The organism is Aeromonas sp. QDB14, assembly GCF_027707845.1.
GTDB lineage: Bacteria > Pseudomonadota > Gammaproteobacteria > Enterobacterales > Aeromonadaceae > Aeromonas > Aeromonas caviae.
Genome location: NZ_JAPCJD010000007.1, coordinates 26,354 through 46,224 on the forward strand (window position 1 = coordinate 26,354; position 19,871 = coordinate 46,224).

Here is a 19,871-nt window from a genome sequence, read left to right on the forward strand (position 1 = left end):
AGGCGTCATCAGTTGGCCACGATGTTGAGCAGTTTGCCCGGCACGTACACAACCTTGCGCACGGTCAGACCGTCGGTGAACTTCTGTACGGACGCATCGGCCATGGCCAGCTTCTCGACGTCGGCCTGGCTGATCTCGGCCGGGACGGTGAGCTTGCCACGCATCTTGCCGTTGATCTGCACCACCACCAGCTTCTCGGTCTCGACCATGGCCGCTTCGTCAGCCACCGGCCAGGCCGCGACATCGATGTCCCCTTCCTTGCCCAGCATCTTCCACAGCTCGAAGCCGATGTGCGGGGTGATGGGGTAGAGCATGACCACGACCGCTTCCAGCGCTTCCTGCATCAGGGCGCGATCCTGAGCGTCGCTGCCCAGTTTGGCCAGGTTGTTCATCAGCTCCATGATGGCAGCGATGGCGGTGTTGAAAGTCTGACGGCGACCCACGTCGTCGCTCACCTTGGCGATGGTCTTGTGCAGCTCGCGGCGCACGGCTTTCTGGTCGCTGGTGAGGGCGGCGACGTCCAGTGCGGCAACGTCGCCACCGGATACGTGCTCGAAGGTGATGCGCCACAGGCGACGCAGGAAGCGCTGGGCACCCTCTACGCCGGAGTCGGACCACTCCAGGGTCATCTCGGCCGGAGAGGCGAACATCATGAACAGACGGACGGTATCGGCGCCGTAACGCTCCACCATCAGTTGCGGGTCGATGCCGTTGTTCTTGGACTTGGACATCTTGGTCATGCCGGAGTGCATCACTTCACGGCCTTCGAGGTCGACCGCCTTGGTGATGCGGCCCTTGTCATCACGTTCCACCTTGACGTCGAGGGGGCTGACCCAGACGTTGCCGCCCTTCTCATCCTTGTAGTAGAAGGCGTCGGCCAGCACCATGCCCTGGCAGAGCAGGCGCTTGAACGGCTCGTCGCTGTTCACGAGGCCCGCATCACGCAGCAGCTTGTGGAAGAAGCGGGCATAGAGCAGGTGCATACAGGCGTGCTCGATGCCGCCGATGTATTGATCCACCGGCAGCCAGTGGTTGGCGGCCGCCGGATCCAGCATGCCCTTGTCGTAGTCCGGGGAGCAGTAGCGGGCGTAGTACCAGGAGGACTCCATAAAGGTGTCAAAAGTGTCAGTTTCCCGGAACGCTTCCTGGCCGTTGTAGGTGGTCTTGGCCCACTCGGCGTCGGCCTTGATGGGGCTCTGGATGCCGTCCATCACCACGTCTTCCGGCAGCAGGACCGGCAGTTGATCTTCCGGGGTCGGCACCACGGTACCGTCCGCCAGGGTCAGCATGGGGATGGGTGCGCCCCAGTAGCGCTGACGGGAAACCCCCCAGTCGCGCAGACGGTAGTTGACGGTGCGCTTGCCCTTGCCGAGCCCTTCCAGCTTGTTGGCGATGGCATCGAAGGCACCCTGGAAGTCGAGGCCGTCGAACTCGCCGGAGTTGAACAGCACGCCCTTCTCGGTATAAGCCGCTTCGCTCACGTCGACGTCACCATCAACCGGCTTGATGACAGGCTTGATCTCGAGGCCGTACTTGGTGGCGAATTCGTGGTCACGCAGGTCGTGACCCGGTACCGCCATCACGGCGCCGGTGCCGTAGTTCATCAGCACGAAGTTGGCGACCCAGACGGGCACCTTGCGGCCATCCAGCGGGTGAATGGCGTAGAGGCCGGTGGCCATGCCCTTCTTCTCCATGGTGGCCAGTTCAGCTTCGGCCACCTTGGTGTTCTTGCACTCTTCGATGAAGGCGGCCAGCTCCGGATTGTTCTGGGCTGCTTGCAGCGCCAGCGGGTGACCGGCGGCGATGCCCACATAGGTCACACCCATGAAGGTGTCCGGACGGGTGGTGTAGACCTCGAGGTGCTCGGCCTGACCGTCGATATTGAAGCTGATGTTGACCCCTTCGGAGCGGCCAATCCAGTTGCGCTGCATGGTCTTGACCATTTCCGGCCAGCCTTCCAGATTGTCGATGTCGTTCAGCAGCTCTTCGGCGTAGTCGGTGATCTTGATGAACCACTGGGGGATCTCTTTCTGTTCCACCGGGGTATCACAGCGCCAGCAGCAGTTGTCCACTACCTGCTCGTTGGCCAGCACCGTCATGTCGTTCGGGCACCAGTTGACGGAAGAGGTCTTCTTGTAGACCAGACCCTTCTCGTAGAGCTTGGTGAAGAACCACTGCTCCCAGCGGTAGTAGTCCGGCTTGCAGGTGGCCAGCTCCCGATCCCAGTCATAACCCAGACCCAGCATCTTCAGCTGGTTCTTCATGTATTCGATGTTTTCGTAGGTCCAGGGGGCCGGTGCCGTGTTGTTCTTGATGGCGGCGTTTTCCGCCGGCAGGCCGAAGGCGTCCCAACCGATGGGTTGCAGCACGTTCTTGCCATTGAGCCGTTGATAACGGGAGATCACATCACCTATGGTGTAGTTGCGAACGTGCCCCATGTGCAGACGACCAGACGGATAGGGGAACATGGAGAGGCAGTAGAACTTTTCCTTGTCTACTTTCTCCACCGCCTTGAAGGTTTTCTTGGCATCCCAGTGCTTCTGCACTGCTGGTTCTATGGATTGGGGAACGTATTGCTCTTGCATTGGTGACATCCGGATCTGTGAAATGAATAGATAAAACGGCTGGGAAATCCCGATAGAATACCCATATCCTGCGGCGGCAACAACCGCCAGCATCCGCCCGGTCTCGGGCCAGGTCCGGTACCCGCGAGGATTTGCAGAGCCGCAAGAGCCGCGAGAGTCGCAACGAAGTGAGAATGGCAACCGCCGCCCGTATCCGCCGAGCCCGAGGTCAGGGTCTGGCTCGATCGGGATTCAGCAGAGGAGTGATGGCCATGGACAAACGTCGACAAGGGTATGAAGCCTTTATCACCCAGCTCAAGAAGCAGTGGGAAGAGACGGAAGCGTTTCAGGGAGAGCGCCTCAACCGGATGATCGCCAAGGTGCAGGCCTATCTGGAGGCGGCCGGGGATCTGACCCAGGACGAGCTGGCGCTGATCGCCGAGTATGTGAAGCGGGATCTGGGCAACTATGACGAAGGGCGCAAGGATGATCAGGTGGAGGAGTCGGCCTTCATGCTGGCGCTCAAGGACACCGCCTGGTCCTGGCTGGCAGACGTGACCGACCGCACCCAGGTGGAGTGGCAGGAGTTGGCGGACGAGCTGGAACACAAGGGGGTCTACCGGGCGGGGGACTGGGTGGGGCTCGGAGTATTGGTGTGCGATCACTGCGAGTGGCGCCATACCGTGCTGCACCCCGAGCAGCTTGGCACCTGCCCCGAGTGTGGGGCCGATGAGTATCACCGTGAGCCGCTGTCACCCTGAGAACCAATCCACGCTCTTGCTGCGAGGCCGTGATCAAGGCTCATGTGCTGCTCGGAATCCTCACGTATATCTATACGCTCCGGTTCCTGCGCTGCTCTTCACCTTGTTGACGACCTCTCGTTACAGATCGTGAACAGGTTCTGAGCTGGCGGCAGACTGCCATACAGAGAAGAGGCGCCCATGGGCGCCTCTTTTTATGTTCTTAACATGCTCAGAGCGTGCGCGCCCAGGGGTGGGCGCGGGGGCGCAGCCACAGGGCCAGCCCCAGCAGGGCGGCGGCCAGGCCATACATGGGCCAGCTGCCAAAACGCAGATAGGGGGTCTGGCCGTGGGCGGGGCGTACCTCGGCACGCAATACTCCAGCCTCGAACTGCGGGATCTGGGCGATGATGCTGCCGTCTATCTCGGTGACGATGGTGATGCCGGTGTTGGTGTCGCGCAGCAGCGGGCGGGCCAGCTCGAGGGCGCGCATGCGGGCGATCTCCATGTGCTGCCAGGGGCCGATGCTGGTGCCGAACCAGGCGTCGTTGGAGACGGTCAGCAGAAAGTCGGTATCCGGCTGCACGTTGCGGCGCACCTCGTCCGGGAAGATGATCTCGTAACAGATGGCGGCTGCAAACTTGAGCCCCTTGGCGATCAGGTTCGGCTGCACCTCGTCACCCCGGCTGAAGGAGGACATGGGGAGGTTGAAGAAGGGGGCGATGGGACGCAGCAGATCTTCAAAGGGCACGAACTCGCCGATGGGCAGCAGGTGGTACTTGTAGTAGCGGTTCTTGTGCTCGTAGTAGTAGGACTCCTTGCCCTCAGCATCCTGTACCCCCATGCCGAGCACGGTATTGAAGAAGCGCTGCTGTTTCAGATCGTAATGGATGATCCCCGCCAGCAGGCCGGTGTCGTTCACCTTCATCGCCTTGTCCAGGCTCTCCAGATAGGTACCCATCTCCTTCTCGATGGCCGGGATGGCGGACTCCGGCCAGACGATGATGTCGGCATCCTGGTTCTCGCGGCTGAGATCCTGATACTTGCGCACGGTCGGTACCAGGGCCTCCGGATCCCACTTGAGGGACTGCTCGATGTTGCCCTGCACCAGCGCGACCTTGACCGGTTCACCCCGGGTCACCCAGTTGAGCTGCATCAGCCCCTGGGCGGCGCCCACCAGGGCGACGGGGAGCAGCAGCCAGGCCGGCTTGCGGTGTTGCCATACCAGCCAGAGGGCGGAGGCGGTGAGCAGCAGGGCGAGGGTGATGCCCTGCACCCCGAGAAGGGGAGCGAAGCCCTTGAGGGGGCCGTCTATGTGAGTGTAGCCGAACCAGAGCCAGGGGTAGCCTGTCATCACCCAGCCCCGCAGCCAGTCGGCCATCAGCCAGAGCGCCGGGAAGGCGAGCAGCCAGCGGCTCCAGTGGCGGCCGGCAAAGAAGCGGGCGAAGAGCCAGCAAGCCAGGGTCGGGTAGAGGGAGAGATAGGCGCAGAGCCCGGCCAGCAGCACGAAGGCGGCTGGCAGCGGAATGCCGCCAAACTCCGTCATACTGACGTGGATCCACCACTGCCCGGGCAGGAACAGACCCATGGCGTAGCCGAAGCCGCGCCAGGCTGCCTGTTTGGGGGTGGCCTTGTCCAGCAGGGCGTAAAGGCCGAGCAGGGAGGGGATCACCAGGGGCCAGTAGCCGAAAGGGGAGAAGGCCAGCACGGCGATGGCGCCGCTGGCAATGGCAAACAGGCTGGTCAGGAGTTTCGATTTCACGGGGGATCGGGGCTCGAATTGGACTGAATGGAAACACAATGGCCGACATCTTAACCGCAAACCGGGTCAACGGCGAGCCTCGCGGTCGGCGTGGGCCCAGGGGCGGTCGCGCGGCGGGAGAGAGGTAAAAAAAGCGCCCCTGACGAGAGGGGCGCGGGATGTGCGTGGTGCTGGGCGGGATCAGGACTCCGGCTGCGCCGCCGCATGATGCTCGGGGATCTTCACCTGCAACTGTTGCAGGCGACGGCGATCGGCGTGCATCACCTTGAACAGGTAGCCGTCGAGTTCGATCTCTTCCCCCTTCTTGGGCAGGTGGCTGAAGGCGTGCATCACCAGACCGCCGACGGTGTCCACCTCTTCATCGCTGAACTGGGTGCCGAAGAAGTCGTTGAAGTCCTCGATCTCTGTCAGCGCGCTCACCGAGAAGACCCGCTTGCTGATGCGGCGGATCTCTTCCGGCTCGTCCTCGATGTCGTCGAACTCGTCGTCAATCTCGCCGACGATGAGCTCCAGAATGTCCTCGATGGTCACGAGGCCAGAGACACCGCCAAATTCGTCCACCACGATGGCCATGTGGTAGCGCTCTTCCCGGAACTCCTTGAGCAGGCGATCGACCCGCTTGCTCTCCGGCACGATCACCGTGGGACGCAGGATCTTCTCCAGCTGGAGCGGTTCGCTGGCATGCTGGCCGCCAAAACCGAACGGCAGCAGATCCTTGGCGAGCAAGATGCCCTCCACGTGATCCTTGTCTTCGTTGATCACCGGGAAGCGGGAGTGGCCGGATTCGATGATGACCGGCAGGAACTCGTCCACCGGCTGGGACTTCTCGATGGTCACCATCTGGGAGCGGGGGATCATGATGTCACGCACGCGCAGCTCGGCAATTTCGAGCACGCCCTCGATCATGTCCTTGGTGTCCTGATCGATGAGGTCCCGCTCTTCGGCATCGGCGATGACCTCTACCAGATCGTTGCGGTCTTTTGGCTCGCCCTGGAAGAGTTGGCTGAGTTTGTCGAGCCAGGTTTTCTTCGGCGAGCCGGTACTAGGGTGATCGTCGGTCATTTTCTCTCTTGGTTACTCGTATGAACACACTTGAAATCGTTGTGGCTATATGAGGATGGGCATCGGCTGTTTCAAGACGATGACCATCCGGTTCGTTACTCTTCGTCGTTCAGATAAGGATCGGCGAAGCCCAGTTCCTGCATGATGTCGCGCTCGAGCTGCTCCATCTCCTCGGCTTCCTCGTCCTCGATATGGTCATAACCTAGCAGATGCAGACTGCCATGCACAACCATGTGAGCCCAGTGGGCCATCAGGGGCTTGCCCTGTTCGACGGCTTCGGCCTCGACCACCTGGCGGCAGATCACCAGATCCCCGAGCAGGGGCAGCTCGAGACCCGGTGGCGCCTCGAAGGGGAAGGAGAGCACGTTGGTGGGCTTGTCCTTGCCACGATAGGTGTGGTTGAGCTCGCGGCTCTCCGCCTCGTCCACCAGGCGCACCGTCACCTCGGCCTCGGGCTGGAAGCCCAGAATGGTGCCGTCGAGCCAGCCTTGTAGCTGGGCCTCGGTCGGCAGGCCGTCCGGGCTGGCGCAGGCCAGTTGCAGATCCAGGGTCACGCTCATTGGGCACTCTCTTTGCTGGTGTTTTCGTTGCGGGGAGTGGCTGCGCTCTTCTCGGCCGCCTGCTGGGCATCGAATGCCTCGTAGGCCTGCACGATGCGGGCCACCACGGGATGACGCACCACGTCCTTGGACTCGAAGAAGTTGAAGGAGAGGCCATCGACCCCCTGCAACACCTCCAGGGCGTGGCGCAGACCGGATTTGGTGCTGCGGGGCAGGTCCACCTGGGTGATGTCGCCGGTCACCACCGCCTTGGAGTTGAAGCCGATGCGGGTCAGGAACATCTTCATCTGTTCCGTGGTGGTGTTCTGGGCCTCGTCCAGGATGATAAAGGCGTCATTCAAGGTTCTGCCTCGCATGTAGGCGAGCGGCGCCACCTCGATGACGTTGCGCTCCATCAGCTTCTCCACCCGCTCGAAGCCCAGCATCTCGAACAGGGCGTCGTAGAGGGGGCGCAGGTAGGGGTCCACCTTCTGGGAAAGATCGCCGGGCAGGAAGCCGAGCTTCTCACCGGCTTCCACCGCCGGGCGGGTCAGCAGGATGCGGCGGATCTCCTGGCGCTCCAGGGCATCCACGGCGGCGGCCACGGCGAGATAGGTCTTGCCGGTCCCGGCGGGCCCGATGCCGAAGCTGATGTCGTGGCGCACGATATTGGCGATGTACTGGGCCTGGTTCGGGCTGCGGGGCTTGATGAGACCGCGCTTGGTCTTGACCGTGACCTCCTTGCCATACGGCAGGGAAGGGGCGGGTTCGTCGTCCTGCTCCAGCACGCGGGACTCCTGCACCGCCAGGTGCACCATCTCGGGGGTGATGTCGCTCACCTTGCTCCCCTTGAGGGGCTGGGTTTCCACATAGAGGTGCTTGAGGATGACGGCAGCCGCCTCCACCTGGGCCTGCTTGCCGATCACTTGGAAGTGGTTGTCCCGGTAGCTTATCTCGATGCCGAGACGTCGCTCCAGCTGCTTGAGGTTGTCGTCAAAGGGTCCGCACAGGCTGGCGAGGCGCTGGTTGTCGGCGGGTTCAAGGTGCAGATTCAGGGTGGAGATGTGTCGGCTCAAGGTGTCCTCTTATCGGTTGTTCCCCCGCCAGGGTGCGGGGGAGAGAGTCATCAATGGGGTCTGAAGGCCGCAACGCCCAGATCATCGGGCACGTTGTCAGGACGACGGGCGAGGATCTCGCTCGGGGCCGTGGCGATGCGCAGGTTCATTTCGTCCTCGCCGCGGATGAAGCTGCCGCGCAGGGAGTAGGGGCGTACGTCGGTGATCTCCACGTCGGCGAAGCCGCCGATGAGGCGGTGCGGCCCCTCGAAGTTGACCACCCGGTTGTTCTCGGTGCGGCCACTGAGCTGCATGGGATCCATCTTGGAGGGCCCCTCCACCAGGATGCGCTGCACCGAGCCCAGCATGGCGCGGCCGATGAGCATGGACTGGTGATTGATGCGGTTTTGCAGTCGAGTCAGGCGGGCCTTCTTCACTTCCATGTCGACGTCATCGGGCAGGTCTGCGGCCGGGGTGCCGGGGCGCGGGCTGTAGATGAAGCTGAAGCTCATGTCGAAGTTGATCTCCTCGATGAGTTTCATGGTGGCCTCGAAGTCTTCGTCCGTCTCGTTCGGGAAGCCGACGATGAAGTCGGAGCTCATGGTGATGTCGGGACGCACGGCGCGCAGGCGGCGGATCTTGGACTTGTACTCCAGCACGGTGTGCGGGCGCTTCATCATGGTCAGGATGCGATCCGAGCCGCTCTGGATGGGCAAGTGCAGGAAGCTGACCACCTCGGGGGTATCACGATAGACCTCGATGATGTCGTCGGTGAACTCGACCGGGTGGCTGGTGGTGTAGCGAATGCGGTCGATGCCGTCGATGGCAGCCACCAGGCGCAGCAGTTCGGCGAAGGTGCAGACCTCCCCGTCGAAGGTCGGCCCCCGGTAGGCGTTGACGTTCTGGCCGAGCAGGTTCACTTCGCGCACCCCTTGCTGGGCGAGCTGGGCGATTTCATAGAGCACGTCATCCAGCGGCCGGCTCACCTCCTCGCCACGGGTGTAGGGCACCACGCAGAAGGAGCAGTACTTGGAGCAGCCTTCCATGATGGAAACGAAGGCGGTCGCCCCCTCGGCACGGGGTTCGGGCAGGTTGTCGAACTTCTCGATCTCGGGGAAGGCGATGTCCACCTGGGCACCGCGCCCCTCCTGCACCTGCTTGATCATGGTCGGCAGGCGGTGCAGGGTCTGGGGTCCGAAGACGATGTCCACATAGGGCGCCCGGCTGCGCAGGTTCTCCCCTTCCTGGGAGGCGACGCAGCCGCCCACCCCGATCACCAGCCCCGGTTTTTTCGCCTTGAGCTTCTTCCAGCGACCGAGCTGGTGGAACACCTTCTCCTGGGCCTTCTCGCGGATGGAACAGGTGTTGAGCAGCAGCACATCTGCCTCTTCCGGCTCCTCGGTAAGCGTGTAGCCATTGCTGGCATCCAGCAGGTCCGCCATCTTGGACGAGTCGTACTCGTTCATCTGGCAGCCCCAGGTCTTGATATGAAGTTTCTTGCTCATTGCTTCTCGTGACTGGTTTTGAAATCGGCAGGGTCAAAGGACCGGCCATTTTACTCCGCAATCCCGGTGCTGACCAGTCTGGGGCCGCCCGCCGCCATCAGGGCCGGCTTGTCGTCGGCAATTGCGCATCCCCCTCACTGTTTCTGCCGCCTCCTTGCGTTATCATGCCCCATTCGGTTCGGCCCTTGCCCCTCATCGCGGGGACTCCTTGCAGGAATCAAGTTATGGAACAGTGTGATATCGCCATCGTCGGCGCTGGCATGGTGGGCGCCGCCACCGCCTGCCTGCTGGCGGCAGAGGGGCTCTCGGTACGGGTCATCGAGACCCGGTTGCCCGAGCCCTATGCCCCCGAGCAGCCGCTGGATCTGCGGGTTTCCGCCATCAGTCAGGCCTCGGTGGCGCTGCTGACCCGGGCCGGTGCCTGGCAATATCTGCAGCAGATGCGGCTGTGCCCCTATCGCCGGCTGGAGACCTGGGAGCTGGACGGCTTCGCTACCCGCTTCGACGCGGTGGATCTCGGGCTGCCCCAGCTCGGCTACATCATCGAGAACCGGCTGATCCAGCTCGCCCTGCTGAAAAGGATGGAGGATTTCCCGACCATCCAGACCCATACCCCGGCGGCGGTGACGAGTCTGCGCCAGAGTGCGGATGACGCCGTGCTGACCCTGGATGACGGCACCGAGCTGCAGGCGCGCTGGGTGCTGGCCTGCGATGGTGCCGAATCCCACACCCGGCGACTGGCCGGCATCGGGGTGTCGCGTTTCGAGTACCGCCAGCACTGCATGCTGATCAACATCGACACCGATTTTGCCCAGGAAGACATCACCTGGCAGCAGTTCACCCCGAGCGGCCCGCGCGCCTTCCTGCCGCTGCCGGGCCGCCATGGCTCCCTGGTCTGGTATGACAGCCCGGCCCGCATCCGGGCACTGGCCGCCATGAGCAACGAGGCCCTGGCCGTCGAGGTGCGCCGCCACTTCCCCAGCCGCCTTGGCGGTTTCACCGTGACGGCCAAGGGGAGCTTCCCCTTGGTGCGCCGCCACGCCAACGACTATCACGCCGGGCGAGTGGTGCTGCTCGGGGATGCGGCCCACACCATCAACCCGCTGGCGGGGCAGGGGGTCAACCTCGGTTTCAAGGACGTGGCCTGCTGGGCCGGGTTGCTCGGCAAGGCGGGGGCACAGTGGTATGAGCTGGCGCTGGCCGGGCGTTACGAGGGGCGACGCCGCCCTGACAACCTGCTGATGCAGTCGGGGATGGATCTCTTCTACGGGGTCTTCAGCAACGAGATAGGCCCCCTCAGGCTTGCCCGCAACCTGGCGCTGAATCTGGCGGACAAGGCGGGCCCCCTCAAGGAGATGGCGCTACGCTATGCGCTTGGGCTGGTATGAGGCAGTGCGTGGCACTGCCAGGTGCCAATCGGGTGGCATATCAATCCGTGTGATGGTGCCAGCCGGTTTTTTATATGGCCGCGAGGAGTGATCCAGGCGGCGCAGGGGCAAAACGGCCTCAGGCAAGGGGGGAGCACACCATGAACAAGGCATTGCTGGTGATCGATTTCATCAACGACATCGCCCACCCGGACGGGCGCATCGCCGCCTCGGCGGCCCAGGTGATCGAGCAGAACGCCATTGTGCACGCCAATCAGGCGCTGGCTCATGCCCGCGCTCACGGCTGGCTGGTGGTGCTCATCAAGGTGGGGTTTGACGAGGGCTATCTGCTGCAACCCAGGGGTTCCCCCATGTTTGGCCGTGCCCGGCAGTTCGGGGCCCTCTCCCTGGCGGACAGCGGCACCGACTTTCACCCGGATCTCGATGTACAACCCGGGGATCTGGTGCTGACCAAACCCAGGGTCAGCCCCTTCTACGGCACGGCGCTGGAGCCCGCGCTACGGGCCAATCGCATCGAGCATCTCTATGTGTGCGGCGTGAGCACCAGCTGGGCCATTCAGGGGGCGGTGCGAGATGGCCACGATCGGGACTACGCCATCACCATCCTGGAGGATGCCTGCGCGGCGGCGGATGCCGCAGAACACCAGGCTTCCCTGCGCATGCTCGGTCGCATTGCCGAGATCATCAAGGTCGCGGAGCTGCTCTGACCACTCGTATCTAATCCACTCATTTTTCATGCCAATGCTCTGTTGAAACCGAACCAATTTCGGGCAACATGAGTGGAACCGTACTGGCCACAAGGATGAGGACATGCGTTATCAGGGCAGGATCGCGAGCTGGAATTCACAACGCGGTTTCGGGTTCATCAAGCAGGAGCAGGGCGGTGCCGATCTTTTTGTTCACATCACCACCCTGCAATTCGATGGCAGGCCGCCGGAGGTGGGGGAAAAGGTTTCCTATCTGATCGGGAGCAGCAAGGATGGCAAGCCTTGTGCCGTACAAGTGTTCTTTCCCGACCGCCCGCTCTCGCTGGCTGGCGGACCTATGCCATCCATGCCGGATCGTGGGAGCAGGGAGGATTTGAGCCCTCGGGCACCACACGCCACCACATATAGAACCCGGGAGTATCATGCTCCTCGTCGCAAGGGGAGCTGGGGTGGCAAGTTAATCCCCCTATTGGTGCTGGCGGGGTTGTTCTCCCTCTATTCCCGCTTCTCGGCCGAGTTTGCCTCACTTCCATCCTTTCCCTCTTTTAGCCAGGAGGACAGTACTTCGAACAGTACGGTTCAGGTTCCGACTTTTGTTCGTCAGTGCGATGGCCGTCAGCATTGCTCCCAGATGACTTCCTGCGAGGAGGCGACCTGGTTTTTGCAAAATTGCCCCAATACCAAGATGGATGGGGAAGGAGACGGCATCCCCTGCGAGCGGCAGTGGTGTGGCCATTAGCCAGCCGTTATGTACTTCAGGATTCCGGTTCGGGCTGCGCTCCTCTCAGAGGCTGTGGCTCTGCGGATATGCCGCCCTGACCAGGGCCAGAAAGCGATCCCGGATGGGATCGGCAAATTCCGGGTTCCACACCAGGCTGATTTCCCATTCCGACCAGGGGCCGGAGAGGGGGTAGAGGGTAACATCTTTGCCCGCGATGAACCCCACGCTGCGCGGCAGGATGGCGTTGCCGATACCGGCGGCCACCAGGGCGACCAGGGTCTGGATGTCTTCCGCCTCCTGGATGAGACCGGTCAGCCGGTTGGCGCCGAGAAAGCGGGCGATCTGCTGGCTGAGACCCGGGCAGCGATGGCCCACCATCTGCAGCAAGGGATCGCGGATCAGCGCCCGCTCCAGGTCGAAGTCCGGCCCTGCCACCCGGGTGGGGACGGCCAGGACCAGTCTGTCCGTCAGCAACCTGTGTTCCCTCAGTTGTGGCGCATCAGGCCGTCGCATGAAGCCCAGTTGCAGCCGACCCGCCAGCAAGTGCTCCTGCTGTATGGCGGACGTGGTGTCCCGCAGGTGAACCAGCACGTCGGGGGCCTGCTGTTTGAAACGGGCCACCAGGGAGGGGGCCAGTGCGAAGCTGGAGAGCCCGAACCCGATGTTGAGGCGTCCGGCGGCACCGCTTGCCAGCGCCAGGGCATGCTGCTCGAATCCCTTGCCGTGATCCACCAGAGCCCTGGCCTGGGGCAGCAACTGGAGGCCGATGGCGGTCAGCTCGGCCCCGTGGCGGCCCCGGTTGAACAGGGTGCTGCCGAGGGCCTGCTCCAGCCCCTGGATCTGCTTGGTCAGGGCCGGTTGCGTCACAAAAAGCCGGCTGGCCGCCTCCCGGTAGTTGGCACTCTCGGCCAGCATGACGAAGGCCTGCAATTGTCTCAGGTCGAATCTCATTCCATTTGGTTATCCAATGTGGAGATTTATTGATTATAAATTATCTAATCTCCTTGTTCTAATGGTCTCGAAACGGGCCTGCTTGCCCGCTGTTCAGCCACAAGGAGTCATGTCATGTCGAGCGAACGCTATCTGTTCTTGATCAAGGGGAGCCTGGTGATGGCTCAGCCGCTGGCCGCACCGGAGACCGGGGAGCTGCTGACCAGCCTGTTGCAGCAGGGGTTTGTTGTCGCCCCCTTGCCGGTGTGGGCCAGCAATGCGGAGCAGGCGCTCGCCTGTTACGAGGCCGCTGCCCAGCGGCAGGTCTTCGCCGATGCGCTGGCGGGGAGAGCCCTGTGAGCGCGGTGCGCGTGAGGGCCGCGTCCCTGCTGCTGGACATGGACGGGACCCTGGTCCACTCCACCGGCGACGTGGAAGTCGTGTGGCGGCGCTGGTGTCAGCACCATGGGCTGGATCCCGCTCCCGTGCTCGCCATGTGTCACGGCGTGCGCTCACGGGAGGTGATAGGGGCCCTGGCTCCCCAGCTGGACATGGCGGTGGAGGTGGCCCTGCTCGACGATCTGGAGATGGCATACGCTGCGGCGCCGATGCCCCTGGACGGTGCCCGGCGACGGCTCGAACAGCTGCCGCCGACGCGCTGGGCGCTGGTGACCTCCGCAAGCCGGAGGGTGGCAGAGCACCGGCTGCTGCACGCCGGATTGCCGCTGCCCCGTCTCCTGGTGTGCGCCGGGGATGTGGTACGGGGCAAGCCGGATCCCGAGCCTTATTTGCTGGCTGCCAGCCGGTTGGGACTGGCTCCGGCCGATTGCCTGGTGTTCGAGGATGCGCCAGCGGGCATCGCCAGCGCCCTGCAGGCGGGTTGCCAGGTGGTGCAGATGGGGGGAACAAGGCGGTATGACGACAGGCTCAAGGGCTGGCTGCGGGACTGGCGCGGGATCGAGATCGAGGTGGCATCGGACGGGCTCCATCTTCATCTGCCCGCCCCGCAGCCGGCAGAGGCCGGATGATGACGACAAGAGCCACGCCATTCAGGTGCCGCAAGATTGCCCGGCGCTGGGGGAAGCCTGCTCAGGCGAGTAGCGTTCCACCCGGTTGCGGCCATTGTGCTTGGCCAGATAGAGCGCCTGATCGGCGCGAGAGAGCAGCTCGTCCAGATTGAAGGGGCCCTCTCTCTGGGAGGCGATACCGATGCTGACCGTGATGCAGACGGCGGGCTCGGCTCCATTTTCTTCCCCTGGCTGCGCGACGATTTTTCGCAGCCGCTCGGCCACCGCCATGGCCTGCTCCTCGCTGAGGCCGGGCAAGATGGCCACGAATTCCTCTCCCCCCAGGCGACAGAAGAGGTCCCCCGGTCGAAGCTGGTCACGCACCCGGGCCGCGAAGCCGCTCAACTGGTTGTCCCCCTCTTCGTGACCGTGACGATCATTGATGCGTTTGAAATGATCGATGTCCAGCATGCAGATCGCCACAGGGTAGCGCTGCACCGTGAGGTGCTGGAGCAGTTCATTGGCGGCCGACCAGAAGCCGGCCCGGTTCAGCGCACCGGTCAGGTGATCGTGGTGGGCCAGGTGTTTCATCTCCCGCAGCAGGCTGTTGCGGGCCGCCATGATGCTGGCGGCGGTCAGGGGGGTGAGAGCGATCAGCATGACCCCTATCCGGACGGAGAACATCCAGTACTGGGTCTGGACATCGTGATTGATGACGAGATGGCCGTTTGAGAGGGCGATCAGGATCAGGGTGCTGTAACCCAGGGTCAGCAGGCTGGTGGCGAAGACGGAGTAGGTGACGGCGCACCAGAGCAGTGCCGGTACCGGGAAGGCGATGGATCCCGGCCCCTCGATGAGCAGGGTGAGCAGCAGGGAGGCCACCAGGCTCAGCAACGGCATCAATCCGGTCCAGGAGAACTCGGTGCGGTAGAGGAGGGTGCGCCAGGGGGGCACGCTGTCATGGGGAGGCAGTGTCAGGAGCACCGGCAGTATGGTCATGTAGTTCACCAGCTCGCTGGCAAACCAGAAGCCCAGCCCGTAGAGCGGGGGGCCCAGAGACAGGATGGGATTGATGATGGCGCCGACCACGCCGGCAGCGAGGGAGGCGGCCAGGGTGTTTCGCAGCAGGAGCACGAGGGAGGTGGGGCGCCTGAGGAGCTTGTCGGCAGGCGCGAGCCGATGCATCAGCAGATACCCGACGCCGATGCCGGCCAGGTTGCCGCAGGTCAGCAGGATGGTTTTGAACAGGGGCTCACCGGTGAAGAGGGCGGCGAGAAAAAAGCCCAGTATGCCGCCGGCCCAGCCCGCCGGTGTGGCCAGGCGTGGATAGCGCACCATGCAGCCGAGCATGACCGCATTGGCAGGCCAGAAGGCCGCCAGCAGGTTGGGGGGGCGGGTGAAGATGCCGATCAGCGAGAACAGCAGTACCAGGGCGGCGACACACAACAGAGCGGACAAGGGCGTCAATGTGCATGAGGTACGTTGGCGTGCGATGTCCCCCATGGGGACCTCCTGACAAGAGAGGGTTTGCTCAGAGTATGGCTGGCACGTGACAAGGGTGAACGAGTGCGAGATGAAAACGCCCCCTGGTGGAGGGGGCGTGAAGGCTTACTTGAAGACCCGGAAACGCACGTCGTCGTCGATGAAGGTCTTGTCGCCGGCAGGTTGCTCTATGCTGCCAAAAGGCATCTGGGCACGGAGCAGCCAGCTGGCGGGCAGGTCCCACTCCTTGCGGACCGCATCGTCGATGAGCGGGTTGTAGTGTTGCAGGGAGGCGCCGATGCCCTCCTGGGCCAGGGTGGTCCAGACCGCGAACTGGGCGATCCCGGTGGCATGTTCGGACCAGATGGGGAAGTTGTCGGCATAGAGAGCGAACTTCTGCTGAAGATCCTCGATGACGGCGGTGTCTTCGAAGAAGAGCACGGTGCCAGCCCCGGCGCGGAAGCTGCCGTTGATCTTGGCTTCACTCTGGGGATAGGCCTCCGGCGGCACTATCTTCTTGAGCTCCGCCTTGACGATGTCCCACAGCTTGTGGTGCTGCTCGCCGAACAGGATGACGGCACGGGAACTCTGGGAGTTGAACGAAGAGGGGCTGTGCTTGACGGCATCCTTGATGAGGGCGGTCAGCTGGGCCTCGGAGTGGGTCACCCGGTTGCCCAGGGCATAGATGGTACGACGTGCTTTGATCTGTTCGATAAACGGACTGCTCATAACATCTCCTTGGTTGATGAATCATCACCGCCAGCGTTGCCGACAAAGGTCATCTGGCTCCGATTTCTCGAGTCATCGACTATAGCACCTTGCGGGCAATAAACCGTCAACGAGGAGTAATGACTGTTTCTACTTTTTATGGATATTCACATGACGGATGTGAATATGGCCGTGAGACACCTTGATATCTTTTTTATCATTAGCAGTGGATGTTAATGACTTCAATCAATATCTTTTGCAGATTTTTAATCTATAAAATTCATCCAATATGACATTTTATAGAGATTGACATGACGGCGGCGCTGATCAAGGAACGCTATTACATACTGACTCCGCTGTCGTTTCTCCTGGGAGGGCTGGTGCTGATCGCCACCCTGTTGCTGGCGGCAGCCAGCTACCTGAGCAGCATCGACAAGACGGTGGCGGGTTACGGTCACATGCTGGCCGCCCTCGACGCCACCCTGCTCCAGGACATGGCGCAGGACAACCGCCGCCAGCTTGGCGTACTGGAGGCGTCCCTGGACAAGCAGGCCATCGCTGCCGGGGCATCGGCCATCAATCCCATCTGGGCCATTGCCCATCAGTTCAAGTACGACGCCCACTTCCTCTATTTCTACAACGCGCGCACCCATCGGCTCGACAGCTATCCCGACTGGCAGCAACCGGAGGGCTACCGGGCACAGGCGCGGCCCTGGTACCAGACCCTGTCCGGCGAGGGTGATGATCTCGTCTGGTTCGGTCCCTACCCGGCGTTCGATTTGGCCGGAGAGGTACTGACCCTCATCAAGCGGGTCAAGGATGATGAGGGGCAACTGCTTGGGCTGCTGATGGTGGACATGTCGTTCAGCGCCTTGCAGGGGGCGTTGCACCGGGCGGTGGGTGAGGACCCGGTGGCCCTCTACATCACCGAGCGCAAGGGCGGCAAGCTGGTGGTGGGGCACAATTTGTCGCTGTTGCCGCCCCATCTCGAGCGGGAGACGCAGGCGGCTGGGCTGGACGGGTTCTGGGCCGGTCGCCACCTGCAACACGCTCTGGAGGGGATGGAGTGGGATCTCAACGTCTATCTCCCCCCCTCCCATTTTCATGAAAACCTGCAAGACACCCTGCTGATGGTGGTGCTGCCCGCCCTGGCGCTGCTCTGCATCTGGCTGTGCAGCCTGTGCTTTCTGATGCGGATCTTTCGCCAGGAGCAGGCGCTTGTGCAGGGCTCGCTCAGCGGCCTCATCCGGGATGAGGCGCGAAAGGAGATCCAGCAGCGTCAGCGAACCTGGTTCGTGCACGGCAGCCTGGGGGAGATAGAACAGGTGCGAAACAGCCTGCTGCAAGGGCAGGATGCCCTGCTCCACGACCCTCTCACCGGCATCCTGAACCGGAGGGCCTTCGATCAGCAGCGGGCCGGGCTGGAGCAGGCGGGGACACCCTACTGGCTGGTGCTGTTCGATGTGGACAACTTCAAGCGCGTCAACGACAGCTGGGGACACGGTGTGGGGGATGCGGTGCTGTTTCGGGTAGCCACCATCATGGCGAGAACCCTGGGGGATGAGCGGGTCTACCGCATCGGGGGCGATGAATTTGCGGCCTTGCTGCCCTGGGAGCAGGCGGAGGTGGAATGTCGCCTGACCCACCTGCTCGGTCGGGTGAAGGCCCTGAAATGGCGGGAATTCGCGGATGCCATCACCCTGAGCGCCGGCGGAGCGCGCTATCCGGATGATGCCCTGACGCTGCTCGAGCGGGCGGATGCCTGCCTGTACGAGAGCAAGCACCAGGGGCGGGATTGCTGGCATCTGGCGGCGTCGTCGCCCGTTGACGGGGAGGTTGTGACAGTATCTGTCTGACGGTGATCGCTGCAAAAAAGGGCCTTTGGGCCTAGAAAAGGGTCATGACGGGGATGATTTCTCGTGTGACCTTTTTTTTTGATGTGGTTTCAGGTGGTTAGCCTGCTTTCTTGCATTGTGTCGCGAACCGGAGACAGGGAGGGCTGGCCGTGAGGTGCCCCTTGCGGCAGTGGCGCAGGTCAGGGGGCTTTGTATAGTGTAGGGAAAAATAATCAATCATCAGGTTTGACAGGAGTACCCCATGAAAATGAAACCGTTTGGCATGAGCGCACTGGCGCTGCTGGGGGCGTTGCTGTTGGGCACAGGACAGGTGCAGGCATCCGAGACCCTCAATACCATTCTCGGCGGCGGAGCCGGCGGGGTGGCGGGCACCATGATCGGCAAGGAGCTGGGTGGCGACACCGGCGCCCTGGTGGGGGCAGCCCTGGGGGGCGCGGCCGGTGGTGCGGCCACGGCCAATAGAGGCAACAAGAACGAAGCTGCGCTCGGCGGCGCCGTTGGTGCCCTGGGCGGGGCTGCCATCGGCAAGAGCGTCGGTGGCAGCACGGGCCAGCTGATCGGCGCCGGCATCGGTGGTGCCGGTGGCTCCGCCATCGGAGCCAGGACCGGGGATGGTCATGAGAGCCGCGGCGATCGCTATTACGATGACAGGCGCTATCACAAGCACCACAAGAAACACAAAAAGCACCGCAAGCACAGATGGCATGACGACTGATGCCGCGGCAAGCTGACCGACAAAAAGGGGCCTTTGGCCCCTTTTTTGATCCAGCTGCCGGCCCGTGAGGGGCGGCGAGCGGCCTCTTACACCAGCCGGTGCTGGCGCCTGCCAAGGGAGAAGGCGTTGATGTTGTCGATGAGCTGATCCGCGAGGCGCTGCATCGACTCTTCGCTGGCCCAGGCCACGTGGGGAGTCAGGATGAAATTGGGGTAACGCAGGGCCTGCATCAGAGGGTGATCCGGAGGCGGCGGCTCGACACTCGCCACATCGAAACCGGCGCCGCCCAGACGGCCGTTGCCGAGGGCTTCGAGCAGCGCCTGCTCGTCCACCAGGCCGCCACGGCCCACGTTGATGAGCAGGGCGCCCGGTTTCATCAGGGCCAGCTCCCGCTCCCCGATGAGATGGCGGGTGTAGGGGGTGAGCGGGCAGTGCAGGCTGATCACATCCGAACTTTGCAGCAGGGCATCCAGGGGCAGCCTGTCGTCATCCCCCGGGGAGCCGACCTGGCTCTGGGCATAGTAAACCTCCATCCCGATGGCGCTGGCCCGCTGTCCCAGTGCCTGTCCCAGGGTTCCCTTGCCGATGATCCCGAGGCGCTTGCCATGCAGATCCGTGATGGGGTGGTCGAAGAAGCAGAACTGGCCGCTTTGTTGCCAGCGCCACTCCAGCAGGGACTGGCGCCAGGCGAACAGGTTGCGCGACAGGGCGAGCATCAGGGCCATGGCGTGCTCGGGGACGGAAGGGCCCGAGTAGTTGCGGATATTGCACACGGCGACATTGGCGGCGCGGCACGCCTCCAGATCCAGGTTGTCGCTGCCGGTGGCGGCCAGGGCGATCAGGCGCAGTTCGGGCAGCTGGGCCAGTTCATCGGCCCCGATGCGCACCTTGTTGATGATGGCGATGCTGGCGCACTTGAGCCGCTCCACCACCTGATCCGGTGCCGTGGTCGGGTAGCTTTGCCAGTGATGGGGAAAATCGGGGCGGCGCAGATTGATGCCGGTGTCCAGGGTGTCGCTGTCGAGAAACACGATTTGCTGCATGAAGCCTCCTGCCATTGGTTCGGACATGATGCCAAACATGGAGGGCGGCTGACCAGCGCGGTGGCATCGGGCCAAGTCCGATGGGGA

18 protein-coding genes are annotated in these 19,871 nt (G+C 63.0%); 8 read left to right on the forward strand and 10 right to left on the reverse strand.

All coding sequences use genetic code 11. The annotated features are described in order from the left end of the window. Positions 1-8: 8 nt before the first annotated feature. Complete coding sequence (gene leuS / locus PG887_RS03715; RefSeq protein ID WP_270821196.1) at positions 9-2,585, reverse strand: leucine--tRNA ligase; 2,577 nt, start codon at positions 2,583-2,585, stop codon at positions 9-11. A 251-nt stretch (positions 2,586-2,836) separates the two neighbouring features. Between leuS and PG887_RS03720 the strand changes: the two genes are divergently transcribed. Beyond that, the gene (locus PG887_RS03720) at positions 2,837-3,325 is read left to right on the forward strand and encodes a zinc ribbon-containing protein (RefSeq protein WP_270821197.1); all 489 of its coding nucleotides are present in this window, start codon (positions 2,837-2,839) and stop codon (positions 3,323-3,325) included. A gap of 211 nt (positions 3,326-3,536) precedes the next feature. On the opposite strand, the gene lnt is transcribed toward PG887_RS03720, so the two are convergent. The 5 genes from lnt to miaB all read right to left on the reverse strand — a co-directional run bounded on the left by lnt (position 3,537) and on the right by miaB (position 9,227). Beyond that, positions 3,537-5,066 (reverse strand): apolipoprotein N-acyltransferase, encoded by a 1,530-nt coding sequence (gene lnt, locus PG887_RS03725; RefSeq protein ID WP_270821198.1) that lies wholly within the window; start codon positions 5,064-5,066, stop codon positions 3,537-3,539. Positions 5,067-5,246: 180 nt separating this feature from the next. Then, positions 5,247-6,128 carry a CNNM family magnesium/cobalt transport protein CorC gene (gene corC / locus PG887_RS03730; RefSeq protein WP_010673769.1) on the reverse strand — a complete coding sequence of 294 codons (882 nt, stop codon included), beginning with the start codon at positions 6,126-6,128 and terminating at the stop codon, positions 5,247-5,249. Positions 6,129-6,223: 95 nt separating this feature from the next. Continuing rightward, positions 6,224-6,688, reverse strand: coding sequence for an rRNA maturation RNase YbeY (gene ybeY / locus PG887_RS03735; protein WP_039041101.1), 465 nt, complete (start codon positions 6,686-6,688; stop codon positions 6,224-6,226). Then, a complete protein-coding gene (locus PG887_RS03740; protein WP_010673771.1) occupies positions 6,685-7,743 on the reverse strand; it encodes a PhoH family protein in 1,059 nt (352 codons plus the stop codon). The genes ybeY and PG887_RS03740 overlap by 4 nt, the downstream gene beginning before the upstream one ends. 50 nt (positions 7,744-7,793) lie before the next feature. Then, complete coding sequence (miaB, locus tag PG887_RS03745) at positions 7,794-9,227, reverse strand: tRNA (N6-isopentenyl adenosine(37)-C2)-methylthiotransferase MiaB (RefSeq protein WP_270821199.1); 1,434 nt, start codon at positions 9,225-9,227, stop codon at positions 7,794-7,796. A 224-nt stretch (positions 9,228-9,451) separates the two neighbouring features. On the opposite strand from miaB, the gene PG887_RS03750 reads away from it, so the two are divergent. From PG887_RS03750 to PG887_RS03760, 3 genes are all read left to right on the forward strand, one after another. Beyond that, complete coding sequence (locus PG887_RS03750) at positions 9,452-10,615, forward strand: FAD-dependent monooxygenase (protein ID WP_270821200.1); 1,164 nt, start codon at positions 9,452-9,454, stop codon at positions 10,613-10,615. Between the two features lie 140 nt (positions 10,616-10,755). Beyond that, positions 10,756-11,322, forward strand: a complete 567-nt coding sequence (locus tag PG887_RS03755) for a cysteine hydrolase family protein (RefSeq protein ID WP_043153192.1) — start codon at positions 10,756-10,758, stop codon at positions 11,320-11,322. A 103-nt stretch (positions 11,323-11,425) separates the two neighbouring features. Then, the gene (locus PG887_RS03760) at positions 11,426-12,061 is read left to right on the forward strand and encodes a cold shock domain-containing protein (RefSeq protein WP_069652118.1); all 636 of its coding nucleotides are present in this window, start codon (positions 11,426-11,428) and stop codon (positions 12,059-12,061) included. 45 nt (positions 12,062-12,106) lie between these two features. On the opposite strand, the gene PG887_RS03765 is transcribed toward PG887_RS03760, so the two are convergent. Further along, entirely contained in the window at positions 12,107-12,994 is an 888-nt protein-coding gene (locus PG887_RS03765; RefSeq protein ID WP_270821201.1) for a LysR family transcriptional regulator, read from the reverse strand. Positions 12,995-13,108: 114 nt separating this feature from the next. Here PG887_RS03765 and PG887_RS03770 point away from each other — a divergent pair, with 114 nt between their 5' ends. Next, entirely contained in the window at positions 13,109-13,333 is a 225-nt protein-coding gene (locus tag PG887_RS03770) for a hypothetical protein (protein ID WP_010673776.1), read from the forward strand. Then, on the forward strand, positions 13,330-14,001 hold the full coding sequence (locus PG887_RS03775) for an HAD-IA family hydrolase (protein ID WP_270821202.1): 672 nt from the start codon (positions 13,330-13,332) through the stop codon (positions 13,999-14,001). Before PG887_RS03770 ends, PG887_RS03775 begins: the two co-directional genes overlap by 4 nt. Positions 14,002-14,022: 21 nt before the next feature. Here the strand turns inward: PG887_RS03775 and PG887_RS03780 are convergent, their stop codons facing one another. After that, positions 14,023-15,483, reverse strand: a complete 1,461-nt coding sequence (locus tag PG887_RS03780) for a sensor domain-containing diguanylate cyclase (protein ID WP_270821203.1) — start codon at positions 15,481-15,483, stop codon at positions 14,023-14,025. Between the two features lie 105 nt (positions 15,484-15,588). Further along, a complete protein-coding gene (locus PG887_RS03785) occupies positions 15,589-16,191 on the reverse strand; it encodes a nitroreductase family protein (protein WP_010673779.1) in 603 nt (200 codons plus the stop codon). Positions 16,192-16,481: 290 nt separating this feature from the next. Here PG887_RS03785 and PG887_RS03790 point away from each other — a divergent pair, with 290 nt between their 5' ends. Both PG887_RS03790 and PG887_RS03795 read left to right on the forward strand, forming a co-directional pair. After that, on the forward strand, positions 16,482-18,026 hold the full coding sequence (locus PG887_RS03790) for a sensor domain-containing diguanylate cyclase (RefSeq protein WP_270821204.1): 1,545 nt from the start codon (positions 16,482-16,484) through the stop codon (positions 18,024-18,026). A gap of 241 nt (positions 18,027-18,267) precedes the next feature. After that, positions 18,268-18,741 (forward strand): YMGG-like glycine zipper-containing protein, encoded by a 474-nt coding sequence (locus PG887_RS03795; RefSeq protein WP_039041096.1) that lies wholly within the window; start codon positions 18,268-18,270, stop codon positions 18,739-18,741. Positions 18,742-18,827: 86 nt separating this feature from the next. Here PG887_RS03795 and PG887_RS03800 read toward each other — a convergent pair whose 3' ends face one another. Next, positions 18,828-19,784 carry a D-2-hydroxyacid dehydrogenase gene (locus PG887_RS03800; RefSeq protein WP_270821205.1) on the reverse strand — a complete coding sequence of 319 codons (957 nt, stop codon included), beginning with the start codon at positions 19,782-19,784 and terminating at the stop codon, positions 18,828-18,830. Positions 19,785-19,871 lie beyond the last annotated feature (87 nt).